Below are 13,566 nucleotides of genomic sequence, written 5' to 3'. Positions count from 1 at the left end.
CAAAAAACAAGTCGCATAACTAAGTTTTATGTGGCTTGTTTTTGGAAATATCAGATTCGGATATGGAGACTAGAATGAAGCCTTTTTTGACTCAATTGATTCATCGACTTGCTAAAACCTTTCAAAAATTATTTGATAAGCTGCCTTCCCACCCTATCTCTCATCTACCTGCCAGCAAGGTCGAAATACGCCCCATTATCATGATTCCTGGTAGCTCTGCAACGGAAAATCGCTTTAATCGAATGGTTAAAAAGCTCAACCGCAATCAGCATCCACATCATAGCCTTGTCCGTATCAAAGTCTGGAATGATGGACACATGACTTACCGAGGTCATTTACGTAAAAAAGACAAACAGCCAATCTTTGTAGTTGGCTTTCAAAATAATCGTGATGGATATGAAAATATCAAGCAGCAGGCGACAATGTTTAACTCTGCCCTAACTGTTTTACGAGAGAAGTACTTTTTTAACAGTTTTAAGGCGTTGGGGCATTCTAACGGTGGTCTAGTTTTTACGGCATTTCTGCAGCAATACCTGGCAAACCATTCTGAGTTAGAGATGGAAAAGCTCCTGACTATTGGTAGTCCTTATAATCTAAATAAGAAAAACATCAATCATAGAGTTGCGATGTTAGATGACTTCATATCTAACCAAGAAAATATACCTAAGAAGTTGCAACATTTGTCAATTATGGGAATCTTTTTTCGAGACGGTGACGGAATTGTCCATAAAAGCAGTGTAGAGGCCGGGAGCTTGATTTATAAAGGAAAGATTGCTTCACACAGAGAAGTAGTCATCGTAGGCAAGGATGCCCATCACTCATCTCTACCACAAAATGAACAAGTAGTTGATTTGATCAGAGAGTTTTTATTGGAATAATGTTAAACCAAAACTGATAATAAAATGTATTACATAATTTTATTTCTGTAAAATAACTAGAAAGACACGAAACAATGAAAACAACAGACATTCTTCATAGATATTATGGTGACTTTGATCTGATAAATCAAAAATGATATGAAGACCATGAAAGTATTTTGATTAAAGCGAAGGATAATCAATAATATATATGTTTACTAATTATATTTCTCTCTTGCTTTGACAATATCTAAATTGATAACTTCTTACTTATATCTTCTAAAATAGGATATATTTTACAATCATTAAAGGATTTCAAAATGAAACAGAATAGTAGTTATTCGGGCTTTTTGCTATACTTTAGCCTAGTGGATTAAATCTATAAAGGTAGTGTTTAGCATCTTTTTGTAGAGTGATTTTATTTTACGAAGGTTGTTTATAGTTAAAGGGGAAAATAGATGGTTTCTAAAATTGATATGGCTTGGAACTTGTTTCTGGAAGGAAAAATATCAGAAGCTAAAAAGTTGGTTGAACAAGATTTTTCTATTGATGCCTGTACAAATTTTAGCCTTTTAAATTTGATGGGATATTTATTGTTAGCAGAAAGAGACTATGCCTCGTGTACCCATATTTTTGAGAAATACATTTTATTAGCTCAACAAAATGAAGATAAAGAAAATGAACACATTGGATTACATCAATTAGCGATGATCTACAGGGAGCAGGGGAATTTCCATAAGGCTTTAAAACTCATTGAAGATGAAGAGAAGATAATTGAAGAGCATTTTCCCAATGATAATCTAAAGAAAGCTGTAAATAACTACGAACAAGGCTATGTGAGATTGAAATTAAACAATCTTGATGAAGCTCTTACATTCATGAATCTGTCACTGGAACAATCTTTAGAGACTGATGATGTGATTTCTCAGGCTTGTAGCTACAGAGGATTAGGTGAGATATATTTAGCCTTGGAAGATAGAGGATTAGCCAACAGCTATTTCAAACGAGCTATAGAACTTTTCGAAAGTGTTGGAGAGTTTGAAGGGGTAAAGGAAATTGAGGAATTGATTAACGAATGAATGATTTTATATTTAGTTTTTGTTATTAATTTGCCTAAATAAAAAGTTTTAATATGCTATAAATTATGTATTTGATTAAGGGGAATAAGATGAGAGGTTGTGATAGAGATGGAATTTCTATTTATTTTAATTATTTTTATGCCTTATTTCTTTTATTTAAATTGGAAGGATAAGCCTAAACAAAAAAATAAGTCCTTTTGCTATCTTTATAAGTTTTACATGATTTACTTTCGGTATTTTATCCCTTGGAGTAGTAGCTGGTAGGGGAGAAAAACTTACGTTTGGTTTCTTTGTTTTATCTTTTTTAGGTGTAGTTCTATTTAGTTTCTATATTTTTAGTATTCTAAAAGAGATGAAGGAATTAAAGCAAATAAAAGGTAAGTAAATATTAACTAAGAGAATTAGTTAACTAGCTTAAGTAAAACATAACACGGCCATGATTCATGAGCCGTGTTTTTGGATGAATGTACATTTGAAAAATTTTTAGTGTTCACTTAAATAAAGTACATTTTCGCATGGATTGAGAGTAGTTAAAATTTCCAGTGTTCACGTGAATAAAGTACATTTTGGACCGATTTTTGTCCGAAAAAAATTTTTAGTTATCAGCCATGTAATAAAAAAACTAAAAGTTTATGTACAATTGACTTAACGATACTTAAACCATTGATACAATTGAATTAGAAGCATAAAGTACATTCTTTATAAAGTGTACTTTATTTTTGTTTTGTACATTATTCTGGAGTAGTATTTTGTATGTTTTCTAGTACATCACATCATCTGATTTAAGGAATTGATTTGTACATTTTTTACTCAAGTAACAGCAGAAGAAGTGGTGGTTCAATTGTACATTTTTTGCAACTTATTTAATCTCCTATTGAACGCAAGATATAGATTTTTATTTTGTTGATGGTATAATAAATAATACATAGTGTTATGTTATGAGGTATGAAATGAGCAACTTAAATAATAAGATATTTTCTTTGATTGAAATGAAGCGAGAAGGAAGCTACTGGGATTATAAAGAAAAGTATCATTCTAACAACGCGAAATTTATTCATGACATTATTTGTTTAGCTAATAATCTTGACAATAAAGACGCATATTTAATTTTTGGTGTTTCTGATAATGGAGAAGTAAAAGGCATAGCAGGGGATGAGAATAGAAAGAATCAGGCAGATATTATTGATTTGCTTAGAAACCAAAAGTTTGCAGGTAGAATTCCCCCGTTCGTTAAATTAGAAACTATATTATATTTTGATAAAGAAATTGATGTTTTAATAATATTTAACTCAAATCAAGTTCCTTATTATCTTGAAGAACAATTTGTTCGTGATAAAACAAAAATTTTACCAGGAGTTATATATACAAGACGACAAGATAGTAATACTCCAATAGACAGTATAGCTTCTATATATGAAATTGAACATCTGTGGCGAAGACGTTTTGGATTAGACCTTTCGCCTTTTGATAAATTGAGAAATTTTATAAAAGATAAACATTTGTGGGAAAAAAATTCAAATGGAAGATATTATAAGCCGCATCCTGAATTTACATTTGTAGAAGTTAATAATTCCGAAGATAGAAGAAGGAATGTTTTCTATGCTTATACACAAATGAATCAAAGCCATTATTTTAAAGACTATCAATTTAGATATCACCAAACTATATTATACGAAAGCGATATGGTTGTTATGGATTCAGGAAGGTATATAACCTCCACTCCAAATTTAGAAGTCCTAGACTTGGACATTGAGCAACATTCAGCACCAAATTTCTTATCATATAACTATTATACTCGTGATTCTATTGAATGGGATATACATAAATTTTTATTTGATTCAGATAACCATGAGGCTGGGATATCAAACAGAAGATTTTTAGAGGTGATTTTAATTTTTGATAATGAGTATAAAAAAGAGGAATTTAATAGATATTTAAGAGAAAATTTATCTCCTATGGATATAGAATTTATTCAAAACCTACAAATTATAAATAACGATGAACGAATGTATGAGATCGCCAAACATGAAATTAAAGTATCTAATTTTTTTAATGGGAAGTTACAAGAATATCGGCATAATTTAGATATAAAAAATTAAAAAAGGAGAAACAATGGCTGATAAATTTGAGCAGTTTTTTACTGATACACTAAATGAAATCCTCTTAGAACATGTCAAAGAATTAAAGAACCAATCTGAAATTGATGAATTTCATGAAAAATATGAGAAGGCAGATTTTTCGGAATTATTACTAGAGATGATTAACGATACTTCAAATCAAATGGTAAGAGATGCTAAGATGATAATGCATGAGAATACATTACTGTTTAGAGGAGAAGAAGCAGAAATAGTCGCAAGAATAGAGCAAAAGTGGTCTAATGCGTTCGTTACATCTGAGACCATGTATATGATGGTTCTTGAAACTGTAAAAGATTATTCTGATTATGTAAATAAAATTGATAACAAGGAGAGAGAAGAATCTATTCATAAATACACTGCCTTAAAATACATACATGGAAGAGGTCTACAACAATTTTTAGAGATAATCACTTTAATGAAAAATGGATTCGCTGATGGTGCGTATTCTAGGTGGCGTTCACTCTACGAATTAAATATTATTGCGTCATTTATTTCAAAATATGGCGAGGAAGTTGCTGAAGCTTATATTTCATCACATAATACAGAAGATCGTTATGAATGGGCAAGAGCTTGCGGTGAATTTAGTCCTAAAAAGAGATATATAAGTTTTGATGATATCAGAAAAAAAGCGAATTTTCCATCAGAATTATGGCAACAACCATACCAACTCGCTAATGAAGTGACGCATGCATCCTCACAAGGTACATTTAATAGAATAGGTGTAATAGATAGGGAAGAAAAAATAAGTATAGGACATACTGATTATGGATTAACAATACCTGGTGAACACTCTGCCATCACAATAGCGCAACTTACGTGGTTGCTTTTGACAGTTTACCCATCTGGTGATTCTGTAGTAGCTGCTGACATGATAAATAAGTGGGTAGATGTGGTAAGAGAGCAATATTTTAAAACACATGACTATATTTTTCCTAATGAACCTAAATTATGGGATAATGAAAAAAATTAAAGTCTAAAATAGGTATTTGATAGAACAAAAAGTACAAAAAAATTAAAATTATTTATATCAAAGATTCAGCAAAACACAATATATTGATTTTTTCATTTGTAAACATAAAGTTTTCATTGAAAATTACTACATGTTGTGTCACGAGTGATGATTTGACAACTATTATCGGATATTGTACAATAAAAACGTAAAGACAATCCCCTCATTCCGTTAAGGCAGACACGTTCTGACATGAGGGCTTTTATTTTACTCTAGGGAGCATATATGGAACCAAAATCTTTAAAAATCGAAGACCAACTTGACCTCTTCTATAGAAGAGGTGTTTTTATAACAGATAAAATTAAGGCCCTAGAGAAGCTTAAGCACATTAGTTATTACAGGCTTAAAGATTTCGCTAGACCTTATTCAAGTATAACAATGTACGGTGAAGTACCTGTATTAAAATATTCCAACATTACATTTGAAGATATTGTTAAAAGATATTATCAAAACAAAAATTTAAGAATAAATCTTCTTCATGCCATCGAGAAAATAGAAGTATCAATAAAAAGAAATATTTCTTTCATTTTGGGGAGTAGATATGGTGCCTATGGGTATTTAGAATTTGATAAATGGGCAAATAAAAAAGATTACAAAAAATTTGAACTAGAGCAAAAACAGTTCTATTTTAAAAAGGATTTACTTAAAACGGTAAAAAAATCGTCCCTATCAGATTTAGGTGATAAAAGAAATTTGAATACTGAAGGATTTCCAACAATTTGGATTGCAACTGAAATTTTAATGTTTGGTGAGCTGGTTCACTTAATAAAAATCATGAGTACCAAAAATCAAAATGAACTAGCAAAATTTTATAATTGTTCATTCAAAGAGCTGTTATCGTGGCTTAAATGTTTAAACTTTGCGAGGAATGTCTGTGCTCACAATGCCAACATCATTGATATCAATTTACAAACCAAGCCTATAATACGCAATGAATGGAAAGATAAATTTTTGTATACTACGACAAATAGTAATGGCAACAAAATAGTATTACATAAAGTTGCCACTATAATTTTGATTACAATTACTTTAGTAAATGAAATAAATAAAAAATATCGGTGGAAGCCTATTAGGAGTAACATCGCTACAATTTGTAAAGATTCTGATGTTCATAAAGCTGATTTGAACGCTAATATCATAGGATTTGCAAATTCGACTACAGCGTTGGATTTAGCTACATTTGCTAATGGTAGCTACTTGTTAACGTAGTTTTGTTAAAATTATCTCTGTATAATTTGTTTAATAAGTAAAAAATTAATTGAATTCAAATAGAAAGGCTCTTTTTGAATCAACCTTAGTGAGATAGAAGGCTGATATCGAGAAAGGACTAGCGTCGTCCTTTCTTTTTTTTATCTTTTTATGAAATTATTTTTCTTAATTCATCTTCTACAGAGTCTCTATGTACTTTATATATCTGAGCTGGGTTTAGTGAAAAATTCCTAGTGTTATTAACTTCATAACAATGCTTATAATCTCGTAAACCTTCAATGGCTTCGTACCATTTTGCAAATGAGCGAGTAAGAATTATTATCACTTTATCATTTTTGTCAGCAATTCTTTTTTTAATTTTTTCAAAGAGGAATTTTTGCGTAGGAAGGTAATGTTTTATTTTTCTATTACTATTTGGGGAAGTGCCTTTACCTAATTTGTCATACATACCGTTATAAGATATAGAATGGTAGGGAAAGAACTCAGCAAGTGCAATCTTTTCAGTTATCTTTTTTAAAGATTCAATAATTTCTTCATTATCTTTTTTATCATAGCCTTCAACCCAGCATTTCATTTTATTTCCCCAATATCCTAGATCACTGTCATTTGCTAATTCAAATGCGTGGAAGAATGGGTTTTCCATTTCTAGATTTTCTTTTATAGTTTGTTCGTATTCAGTTTTGTTTTTATAAGCATCATAATATTCTGTTCTGTATCCTGGGTTTAAACTTAAAATTATAATTCTTGCATTATCTATATCACCAACAAAATGTTGAGGATAAACATTTAGTCGGAGTTTGTATTTTTCTTTGGCTGCTTTCTTTGTTTCTTCATTAGCATCATCGTCTACTTTATCTACTGGGGGATATTTTTTTGAATTTAATAGCTTTTTAATATATTTTAGGTCTGCAGTAGCAACGATTATCTTCTCACCATTATATATTTCCGAAGTAGTATCTTTCCAAGGATTTTCCATCACAATAACCTCTATTCATATTTATAACACTATTTTAGCACAAACATGAATACTTCCTAAGATAAAAAGTAATAATTAATGATATAATAGTATTATAAAGCGAAAAGGATATTAAAAATGGATATTAATACTGTAATCACTTCAATCATCGCATCAGGAATTATTGGTGTCTTTATTTCAGAATATTATCAGCGTAAAACCTTGGTTAAGAAAATGAAGAGGGATTTTGTTATAGAATTTTTTAGTTGTAGATTTATGTTAAAAGATGACCATAAAGGGGATACAACTGAATTAAATAAAACGTTGGGTAAAATCCCTATTATTTTTTCAGATAATAAACAAGTGATTGCATGTTATGACAATCTCTTCACTGATAATAGCAATAAAACTTTATTAAGGTTAATTAAAGCAATGTGTAAAGACAAAAATGTAAAAATTGATATTTCCAGTTGGGATGACGACATGATTATGAGAGTATTATCTGTTACCAAGGAAGAAGATATTTTTTCATAATACATTTCATATAAATGTAAAAATTAATTATAAAAGGAGGAACTATGGCTAATAAAAGAACATTTGGCTGAGTGCAAAACTCTGGAGATTTAAGTAAGTTAAAAAAAGTGGTAAGCGTGTTTTTATTTGATTCCATAGAGTTTTATTTGAGAAACGTCACTTGGAGTGTTTTTTATTGCCAAAATGTACATTTGAAAAATTTTTAGTTTTCACTTAAATAAAGTACATTTTACAGAAGATGAACGGCTTTAAAAATTTCCAGTGTTCACTTAAATAAAGTACATAATTGAGTGTAATTGGCTTAAAAAAATTTTTTGGTTATAGTTTTTATCTGTTTTTGTAATAAGGTTGGACTATATATGCCCTCTTATATCTTTCCGAAAAACTATAATTTTCTTGAAAAACATATCTAGATATGCTATACTACTATTATAGAAAAAACGGAGAAATATGATGAGACGTGAACTGTTATTAGAAAGAATTGACAAACTCAAGGCCACTATGCCCTGGTACATTTTGGAATATTATCAGTCTAAGCTGGCGGTGCCATATAGTTTTACAACCCTATACGAATATCTCAAAGAATATGATCGCTTTTTTAATTGGGTGCTAGAATCTGATATAACGAATGCTTCGCATATTGCTGAGATTCCTCTCTCAGTCTTGGAAAATATGACCAAGAAAGACATGGAGGCCTTCGTTCTGTATCTGCGAGAGCGGCCGCTTCTCAATGCTAATACCACTCAAAACGGTGTTTCACAAACTACCATCAATCGAACACTTTCTGCCTTATCCAGCCTCTACAAATATTTGACTGAGGAAGTGGAAAACGAGCAGGGTGAGCCCTACTTCTATCGAAATGTGATGAAAAAGGTTGCTACCAAGAAGAAAAAGGAAACTCTGGCTGCTCGTGCAGAGAATATTAAGCAGAAGCTCTTTTTAGGTGATGAGACGGAAGAATTTCTTCAATATATCGATACAGAGTATCCTAAGAAACTCTCTAACCGCGCTCTATCTTCTTTTAACAAGAACAAAGAACGAGATTTAGCCATAATTGCTTTACTGCTAGCCTCTGGTGTTCGTCTGTCTGAAGCTGTTAATCTGGACCTAAAAGACATCAATCTCAAAATGATGGTCATTGAAGTGACTAGAAAAGGCGGAAAAAGGGACTCTGTCAATGTTGCTGCTTTTGCTAAGCCCTATTTAGAAGACTATCTGAGTATTCGGAGCAAACGATACAAGGCCGAAAAGACTGATACAGCCTTCTTTTTGACTGAATATCGTGGCATCCCTAATCGAATCGATGCTTCCAGTGTCGAAAAAATGGTGGCCAAGTATTCTGAGGACTTCAAGGTGCGAGTGACACCTCACAAACTTCGCCACACGCTTGCTACACGCTTATACGATGCAACCAAATCTCAAGTTCTTGTCAGTCATCAGCTAGGTCATGCTAGCACTCAGGTAACGGACCTCTACACCCACATTGTCAATGACGAGCAAAAGAATGCTTTGGACAAATTATAATTTTACATAATTTAAAATATGTAACACAAAGAAACGGTAATAACAATAAAAGAGCGAAAAATCTATTTTAGATCCTTCGCTCTTTTTGTTGTAGAAATTCAATCCAACCATTCTAATCAGATCAATAAATAAAGATTTTCCTAGAAACGTCTGAGTTTTTTAACCAACGATAGCTTCAGCAATCTCTTGCCTGCTAATTCCAGCGAAGTAGCGGCTGATATCAATCGTTTCAAGAGCTTCAAGGACATCTTCTCGTTCGTATTTAACACCACGTAACACATCCTCTACTGCTGCTACGTCTTCAATACCAAAGAAGTCTCCATAGATTTTAATATCCTGAATCTTGGATTCAACAACATTGGCAAAGATTTCTACCTTACCGCTGGTAAACTTGGTGCCACGACGCACATTGTATTCAGGTGATTTACCATAGTTCCAGTCCCAAGTTCCAAACTTGCTATCTCTGATTTGCTTAATTTCTTCCAGTTCTTTCTCAGAGAAGACATATTCTGTCATCTCTGGATATTCTTTCTTCATATAGTCCAGAAGTAGGTCGCGGAATTCTTCGACAGTAATCTTTTCTGGCAATTCATTGACAATGTTTGTCACGCGAGCACGGACGGATTTAACTCCTTTTGATTCGAATTTGTCTTTAGAGACTTTAAGCGCATTGGCCAAGACAGACAAATCAACATCAAAGAGGAGACAGCCGTGGTGCATGATACGGCCGTTGATATAAGCCTGCGCATTACCACAGAACTTCTTACCGTCAATCTCCAGGTCATTACGGCCAGTGAATTCAGCTTTTACTCCAAGCTCTGCCAAGGTATTGATAACTGGTGTAGAGAAGCTCTTGAAGTCAAAGGCACGATCTTCGCTTTCCTTGGAGATAATGGTGTAGTTGAGGTTGTTTAAATCATGATAAACAGCTCCGCCGCCGCTGATACGACGCACGACCTCAATGCCATGCTCACGAACGTAGTCACGGTTGATTTCTTCGATAGTATTTTGGTGGCGCCCCACGATGATAGAAGGTTTGTTAATCCAGAGCAGGAAAATTTCATCCTCGTCCAAAAGATGCTTGAAAGCATATTCTTCTAGAGCGATATTAAAAGCTGTATCATTTGAGTAGTTAACAATGTATTTCATAAGCTTCCTCTTTATACGATAGAGACTGGAACAATGATTTATGCCCAGTCTAATCTATCTTTTAAATTATTTTTTCTTAGGTGAGTGAACTGCCAATCCCAGTACATCAGCAAATGCTTCGTACATAACTTCTGAGAAGGTTGGGTGACCGTGAATAGTCTTAAGCATTTCTTCTACGGTGATTTCCATTTCGATGATGGTTGATGCTTCATTGATCAATTCTGCAGCTGCAGGACCGATGATATGAACACCGAGCACTTCACCATATTTCTTGTCAGCAATGACTTTAACGAAGCCTTGAGCTGCATCTGAAGCAATGGCACGGCCATTAGCAGCAAAGTTGAACTTACCAATCGCTACATCGTATTTCTCACGAGCTTGCTCTTCTGTCAAACCAACTGCTGCTACTTCTGGCAGGGTGTAGATAGCTGCAGGCGTCAGATTGAGTTTAGCAACATGGTGATTGCCTTTCAGAGCATTTTCAGCAGCAACTTCACCCATACGGAAGGCTGCATGAGCCAGCATCTTAGTACCATTGATATCACCTGGTGCGTAAATACCTGGAACAGAAGTTTCCATATACTCATTGACCTTGATACGACCGCGATCTAGTTCGAACTCGACCTCACCAATACCTTCTAAGTCTGGTACACGTCCGATAGAAAGCAAAGCCTTATCTGCAAGAATATCTTCTTTTCCTTCAACCTTGATACGGAGTTTGCCGTTTTCTTCGATGATTTCTTCCAACTTGGTTTCAGTTAGAATTGTCATACCCTTACGCTCCAAGATGAGGCGAAGGTTTTTAGAAACTTCCGCATCCATAGCTGGGACGATACGGTCCATCATTTCAATGACAGTGACTTTTGAGCCAAATGTCATGAAGGCTTGTCCAAGCTCAATACCGACAACACCACCGCCGATAATTACTAGATTTTCTGGCACTTCGTTCATTTCCAGAATATCATCGCTGGTCATAACAAGAGATGATTCCATACCTGGGACATTGATCTTGCTGACTTTTGAACCACCAGCCAAGATAATCTTCTTCGTTTCTAGCAGCTCACTGCCGTTTACAAGAACATTCTTGTCTTTAGTAATGGTACCAATTCCTTTATGAACATCTACGCCATAGCTGCGAAGAAGGCCAGCAACACCGCCAACAAGGGTATTGACAACCTTGTTTTTAGTTTCAAGGACCTTGTCCATGTCTACTGTGAAGCTTGGGTTTTCGATAATGATACCGCGATTAGCAGCGTGACCAAGGTTTTCAATGATTTCAGCATTGTGTAGGTATGTCTTAGTAGGAATACAACCACGGTTCAAGCAAGTTCCACCTAGCTCAGACTTCTCAACTAAGGCAATCTTACCGCCTAACTGAGCGGCTTTGATGGCTGAGACATAACCAGCAGGTCCACCACCAATGACTACGATGTCATATGCATCGTCACTCTTATCATCATCGTTTGAAGCACTAGCTGCAGGTGCTGGGCTAGCTTCTGGCGCTGCTGTTCCAGCTGTTGGAATGTTTTCGCCTTCTTCTCCTAAATAACCAATGACTTCCGTTACTGGAACAGTTTCTCCGTCACCTTTGAGAATGGCAATCAGGTAGCCGTCTTCCTCAGCTTCCAATTCCATGCTGACCTTGTCAGTCATGATTTCCAGAAGGATTTCCCCTTCTTTGACAAATTCGCCGACTTTCTTATTCCATTGGACAATTTGCCCTTCGGTCATATCTACGCCGGCTTTTGGCATAATTACTTCTAAAGCCATCTTTATTTCCTTTTCTAATTTCGTTTTTCACTTGCTGAGCGCTTCTTTGCTTTTGAGAATAGCAAAGAAAATAAAATCTTATACCAACATCGAAATTGGATCTTCAATCAAAGCCTTCAAGTCCTTCATAAACTTAGCTCCAGCCATTCCGTCAACAACACGGTGGTCAATGGTCAAGCCCAGACTCATAATTGGCCGGATAACAATTTCACCATTAACAACGACAGGTTTCTCAACTGTTGAGCTAACTCCGAGAATTGCTGAGTTTGGTTGGTTGATGATTGGCCCAAAGGACTGAACACCAAACATACCCAAGTTACTAATTGTAAATGTTGAATTTTGCAATTCACTTGGAGCCAATTTACCATCCAAGGTACGACCAATAACGTCTTTAAAAGCTACAACTAACTCTGACAAACTCATTTTTTCAGCATTATAGACAACAGGTGTCATCAATCCATTATCCATTCCAACAGCCATAGCAAGGTTGACATAGTTATGAGTGATAATAGTCTTGCCATCTTCTGTCAATGAAGCGTTGATGTAAGGGTGTTTCATCAAGGTCTTCACAACAGCGAGTGAAAGAAGGTCTGTTACAGTAGTCTTCTTACCAGTTGCTTCCATGATTGGATCAAGAACCTTCTTACGGAGAGCTAGCATTTCAGACATATCGACATCGTAGTTGAGTGTAAAAGTTGGCGCAGTTAGGTAAGATTCAACCATACGTTGCGCGATAACCTTACGCATTGGCGTCATTGGAATACGCTCAATCTCACCATAAGGAGTGATAGTGTCTGGAACTTCTTCCACTTTTTCAATTTGAGCAGGAGATTTGATAGTGTTGTTTTCAATATTTTCAGGAAGTAAGGCCAAAACATCCTTCTTCATGATCTTACCACGATGACCCGTTCCTTGGATTTCCTGCCAAGCAATGTTATGTTCGAGGGCAATTCGTTTTGCAAGTGGCGAAATGCGAACCACGTTTGTGTCTTTATAAGTTTCCACGTCTTCTTTGTGGACACGACCGTTTGCACCTGAGCCAGAAACGTCGTAGAGGTTGATACCTAGATCATCCGCTAACTTTCTAGCCGCAGGAGTCGCTCTTAGCTTGTCATCAGCCATGACCTCTCCAATTCTAATTATGATACTAAGGGCGTTAAAAGTCAAAGTGAAAATAGGAAACTTGACAAAGAAACTTTAGTTTCTAGGAAAGTTTATCTCTTTCACACAGACTTTAGCCCGTGTTCGAATATAAGGTATTAAGGACGAAGAGGGCGATGAAAAAATAGGAGATTGACGATGTGTTCGATGAAAACAATGCAATCTATCTTTTTTCACAGGC

Annotated in this window: 11 protein-coding genes; 7 read left to right on the top strand and 4 right to left on the bottom strand. The window is 34.6% G+C overall.

Annotated features, from left to right (window positions below):
• Positions 1-74: 74 nt before the first annotated feature.
• The 5 genes from HMPREF0847_RS02830 to HMPREF0847_RS02810 all read left to right on the top strand — a co-directional run bounded on the left by HMPREF0847_RS02830 (position 75) and on the right by HMPREF0847_RS02810 (position 6,292).
• Positions 75-878, top strand: a complete 804-nt coding sequence (locus HMPREF0847_RS02830; protein WP_020992633.1) for an alpha/beta hydrolase — start codon at positions 75-77, stop codon at positions 876-878.
• Positions 879-1,315: 437 nt separating this feature from the next.
• On the top strand, positions 1,316-1,936 hold the full coding sequence (locus tag HMPREF0847_RS02825) for a tetratricopeptide repeat protein (RefSeq protein ID WP_008808684.1): 621 nt from the start codon (positions 1,316-1,318) through the stop codon (positions 1,934-1,936).
• A 950-nt stretch (positions 1,937-2,886) separates the two neighbouring features.
• Positions 2,887-4,035 carry an ATP-binding protein gene (locus HMPREF0847_RS02820; RefSeq protein ID WP_008808683.1) on the top strand — a complete coding sequence of 383 codons (1,149 nt, stop codon included), beginning with the start codon at positions 2,887-2,889 and terminating at the stop codon, positions 4,033-4,035.
• Between the two features lie 13 nt (positions 4,036-4,048).
• Positions 4,049-5,044 carry a DUF5677 domain-containing protein gene (locus tag HMPREF0847_RS02815; RefSeq protein WP_008808682.1) on the top strand — a complete coding sequence of 332 codons (996 nt, stop codon included), beginning with the start codon at positions 4,049-4,051 and terminating at the stop codon, positions 5,042-5,044.
• Positions 5,045-5,308: 264 nt separating this feature from the next.
• The gene (locus HMPREF0847_RS02810) at positions 5,309-6,292 is read left to right on the top strand and encodes an Abi family protein (protein WP_008808681.1); all 984 of its coding nucleotides are present in this window, start codon (positions 5,309-5,311) and stop codon (positions 6,290-6,292) included.
• A gap of 148 nt (positions 6,293-6,440) precedes the next feature.
• On the opposite strand, the gene HMPREF0847_RS02805 is transcribed toward HMPREF0847_RS02810, so the two are convergent.
• Positions 6,441-7,268, bottom strand: a complete 828-nt coding sequence (locus HMPREF0847_RS02805) for a hypothetical protein (RefSeq protein WP_008808680.1) — start codon at positions 7,266-7,268, stop codon at positions 6,441-6,443.
• Positions 7,269-7,385: 117 nt separating this feature from the next.
• Between HMPREF0847_RS02805 and HMPREF0847_RS02800 the strand changes: the two genes are divergently transcribed.
• Positions 7,386-7,781, top strand: coding sequence for a hypothetical protein (locus tag HMPREF0847_RS02800; protein WP_008808679.1), 396 nt, complete (start codon positions 7,386-7,388; stop codon positions 7,779-7,781).
• A gap of 453 nt (positions 7,782-8,234) precedes the next feature.
• Positions 8,235-9,305 carry a tyrosine recombinase XerS gene (gene xerS, locus HMPREF0847_RS02795; RefSeq protein ID WP_008808678.1) on the top strand — a complete coding sequence of 357 codons (1,071 nt, stop codon included), beginning with the start codon at positions 8,235-8,237 and terminating at the stop codon, positions 9,303-9,305.
• A 159-nt stretch (positions 9,306-9,464) separates the two neighbouring features.
• Here xerS and HMPREF0847_RS02790 read toward each other — a convergent pair whose 3' ends face one another.
• From HMPREF0847_RS02790 to HMPREF0847_RS02780, 3 genes are all read right to left on the bottom strand, one after another.
• Entirely contained in the window at positions 9,465-10,454 is a 990-nt protein-coding gene (locus tag HMPREF0847_RS02790; protein WP_008808677.1) for a lipoate--protein ligase, read from the bottom strand.
• A gap of 66 nt (positions 10,455-10,520) precedes the next feature.
• Entirely contained in the window at positions 10,521-12,224 is a 1,704-nt protein-coding gene (lpdA, locus tag HMPREF0847_RS02785) for a dihydrolipoyl dehydrogenase (RefSeq protein WP_008808676.1), read from the bottom strand.
• A gap of 78 nt (positions 12,225-12,302) precedes the next feature.
• Positions 12,303-13,346 (bottom strand): dihydrolipoamide acetyltransferase, encoded by a 1,044-nt coding sequence (locus tag HMPREF0847_RS02780; RefSeq protein ID WP_008808675.1) that lies wholly within the window; start codon positions 13,344-13,346, stop codon positions 12,303-12,305.
• Positions 13,347-13,566: the final 220 nt, after the last annotated feature.

Origin of the sequence: Streptococcus sp. 2_1_36FAA, assembly GCF_000161955.2 — a bacterium.
GTDB classification, from domain to species: domain Bacteria; phylum Bacillota; class Bacilli; order Lactobacillales; family Streptococcaceae; genus Streptococcus; species Streptococcus gordonii.
Note: the sequence above shows the minus strand (reverse complement) of the source record. Positions and strands in the feature narration are given on the sequence as shown.

Excerpts from the sequence above, each read along its gene's own strand:
- xerS (WP_008808678.1), top strand. The coding sequence starts at position 8,235 with ATGAGACGTGAACTGTTATTAGAAAGAATTGACAAACTCAAGGCCACT.
- HMPREF0847_RS02790 (WP_008808677.1), bottom strand. The coding sequence starts at position 10,454 with ATGAAATACATTGTTAACTACTCAAATGATACAGCTTTTAATATCGCT.
- HMPREF0847_RS02780 (WP_008808675.1), bottom strand. The coding sequence starts at position 13,346 with ATGGCTGATGACAAGCTAAGAGCGACTCCTGCGGCTAGAAAGTTAGCG.
- HMPREF0847_RS02830 (WP_020992633.1), top strand. The coding sequence starts at position 75 with ATGAAGCCTTTTTTGACTCAATTGATTCATCGACTTGCTAAAACCTTT.
- HMPREF0847_RS02825 (WP_008808684.1), top strand. The coding sequence starts at position 1,316 with ATGGTTTCTAAAATTGATATGGCTTGGAACTTGTTTCTGGAAGGAAAA.
- HMPREF0847_RS02820 (WP_008808683.1), top strand. The coding sequence starts at position 2,887 with ATGAGCAACTTAAATAATAAGATATTTTCTTTGATTGAAATGAAGCGA.
- lpdA (WP_008808676.1), bottom strand. The coding sequence starts at position 12,224 with ATGGCTTTAGAAGTAATTATGCCAAAAGCCGGCGTAGATATGACCGAA.
- HMPREF0847_RS02800 (WP_008808679.1), top strand. The coding sequence starts at position 7,386 with ATGGATATTAATACTGTAATCACTTCAATCATCGCATCAGGAATTATT.
- HMPREF0847_RS02805 (WP_008808680.1), bottom strand. The coding sequence starts at position 7,268 with ATGGAAAATCCTTGGAAAGATACTACTTCGGAAATATATAATGGTGAG.
- HMPREF0847_RS02810 (WP_008808681.1), top strand. The coding sequence starts at position 5,309 with ATGGAACCAAAATCTTTAAAAATCGAAGACCAACTTGACCTCTTCTAT.
- HMPREF0847_RS02815 (WP_008808682.1), top strand. The coding sequence starts at position 4,049 with ATGGCTGATAAATTTGAGCAGTTTTTTACTGATACACTAAATGAAATC.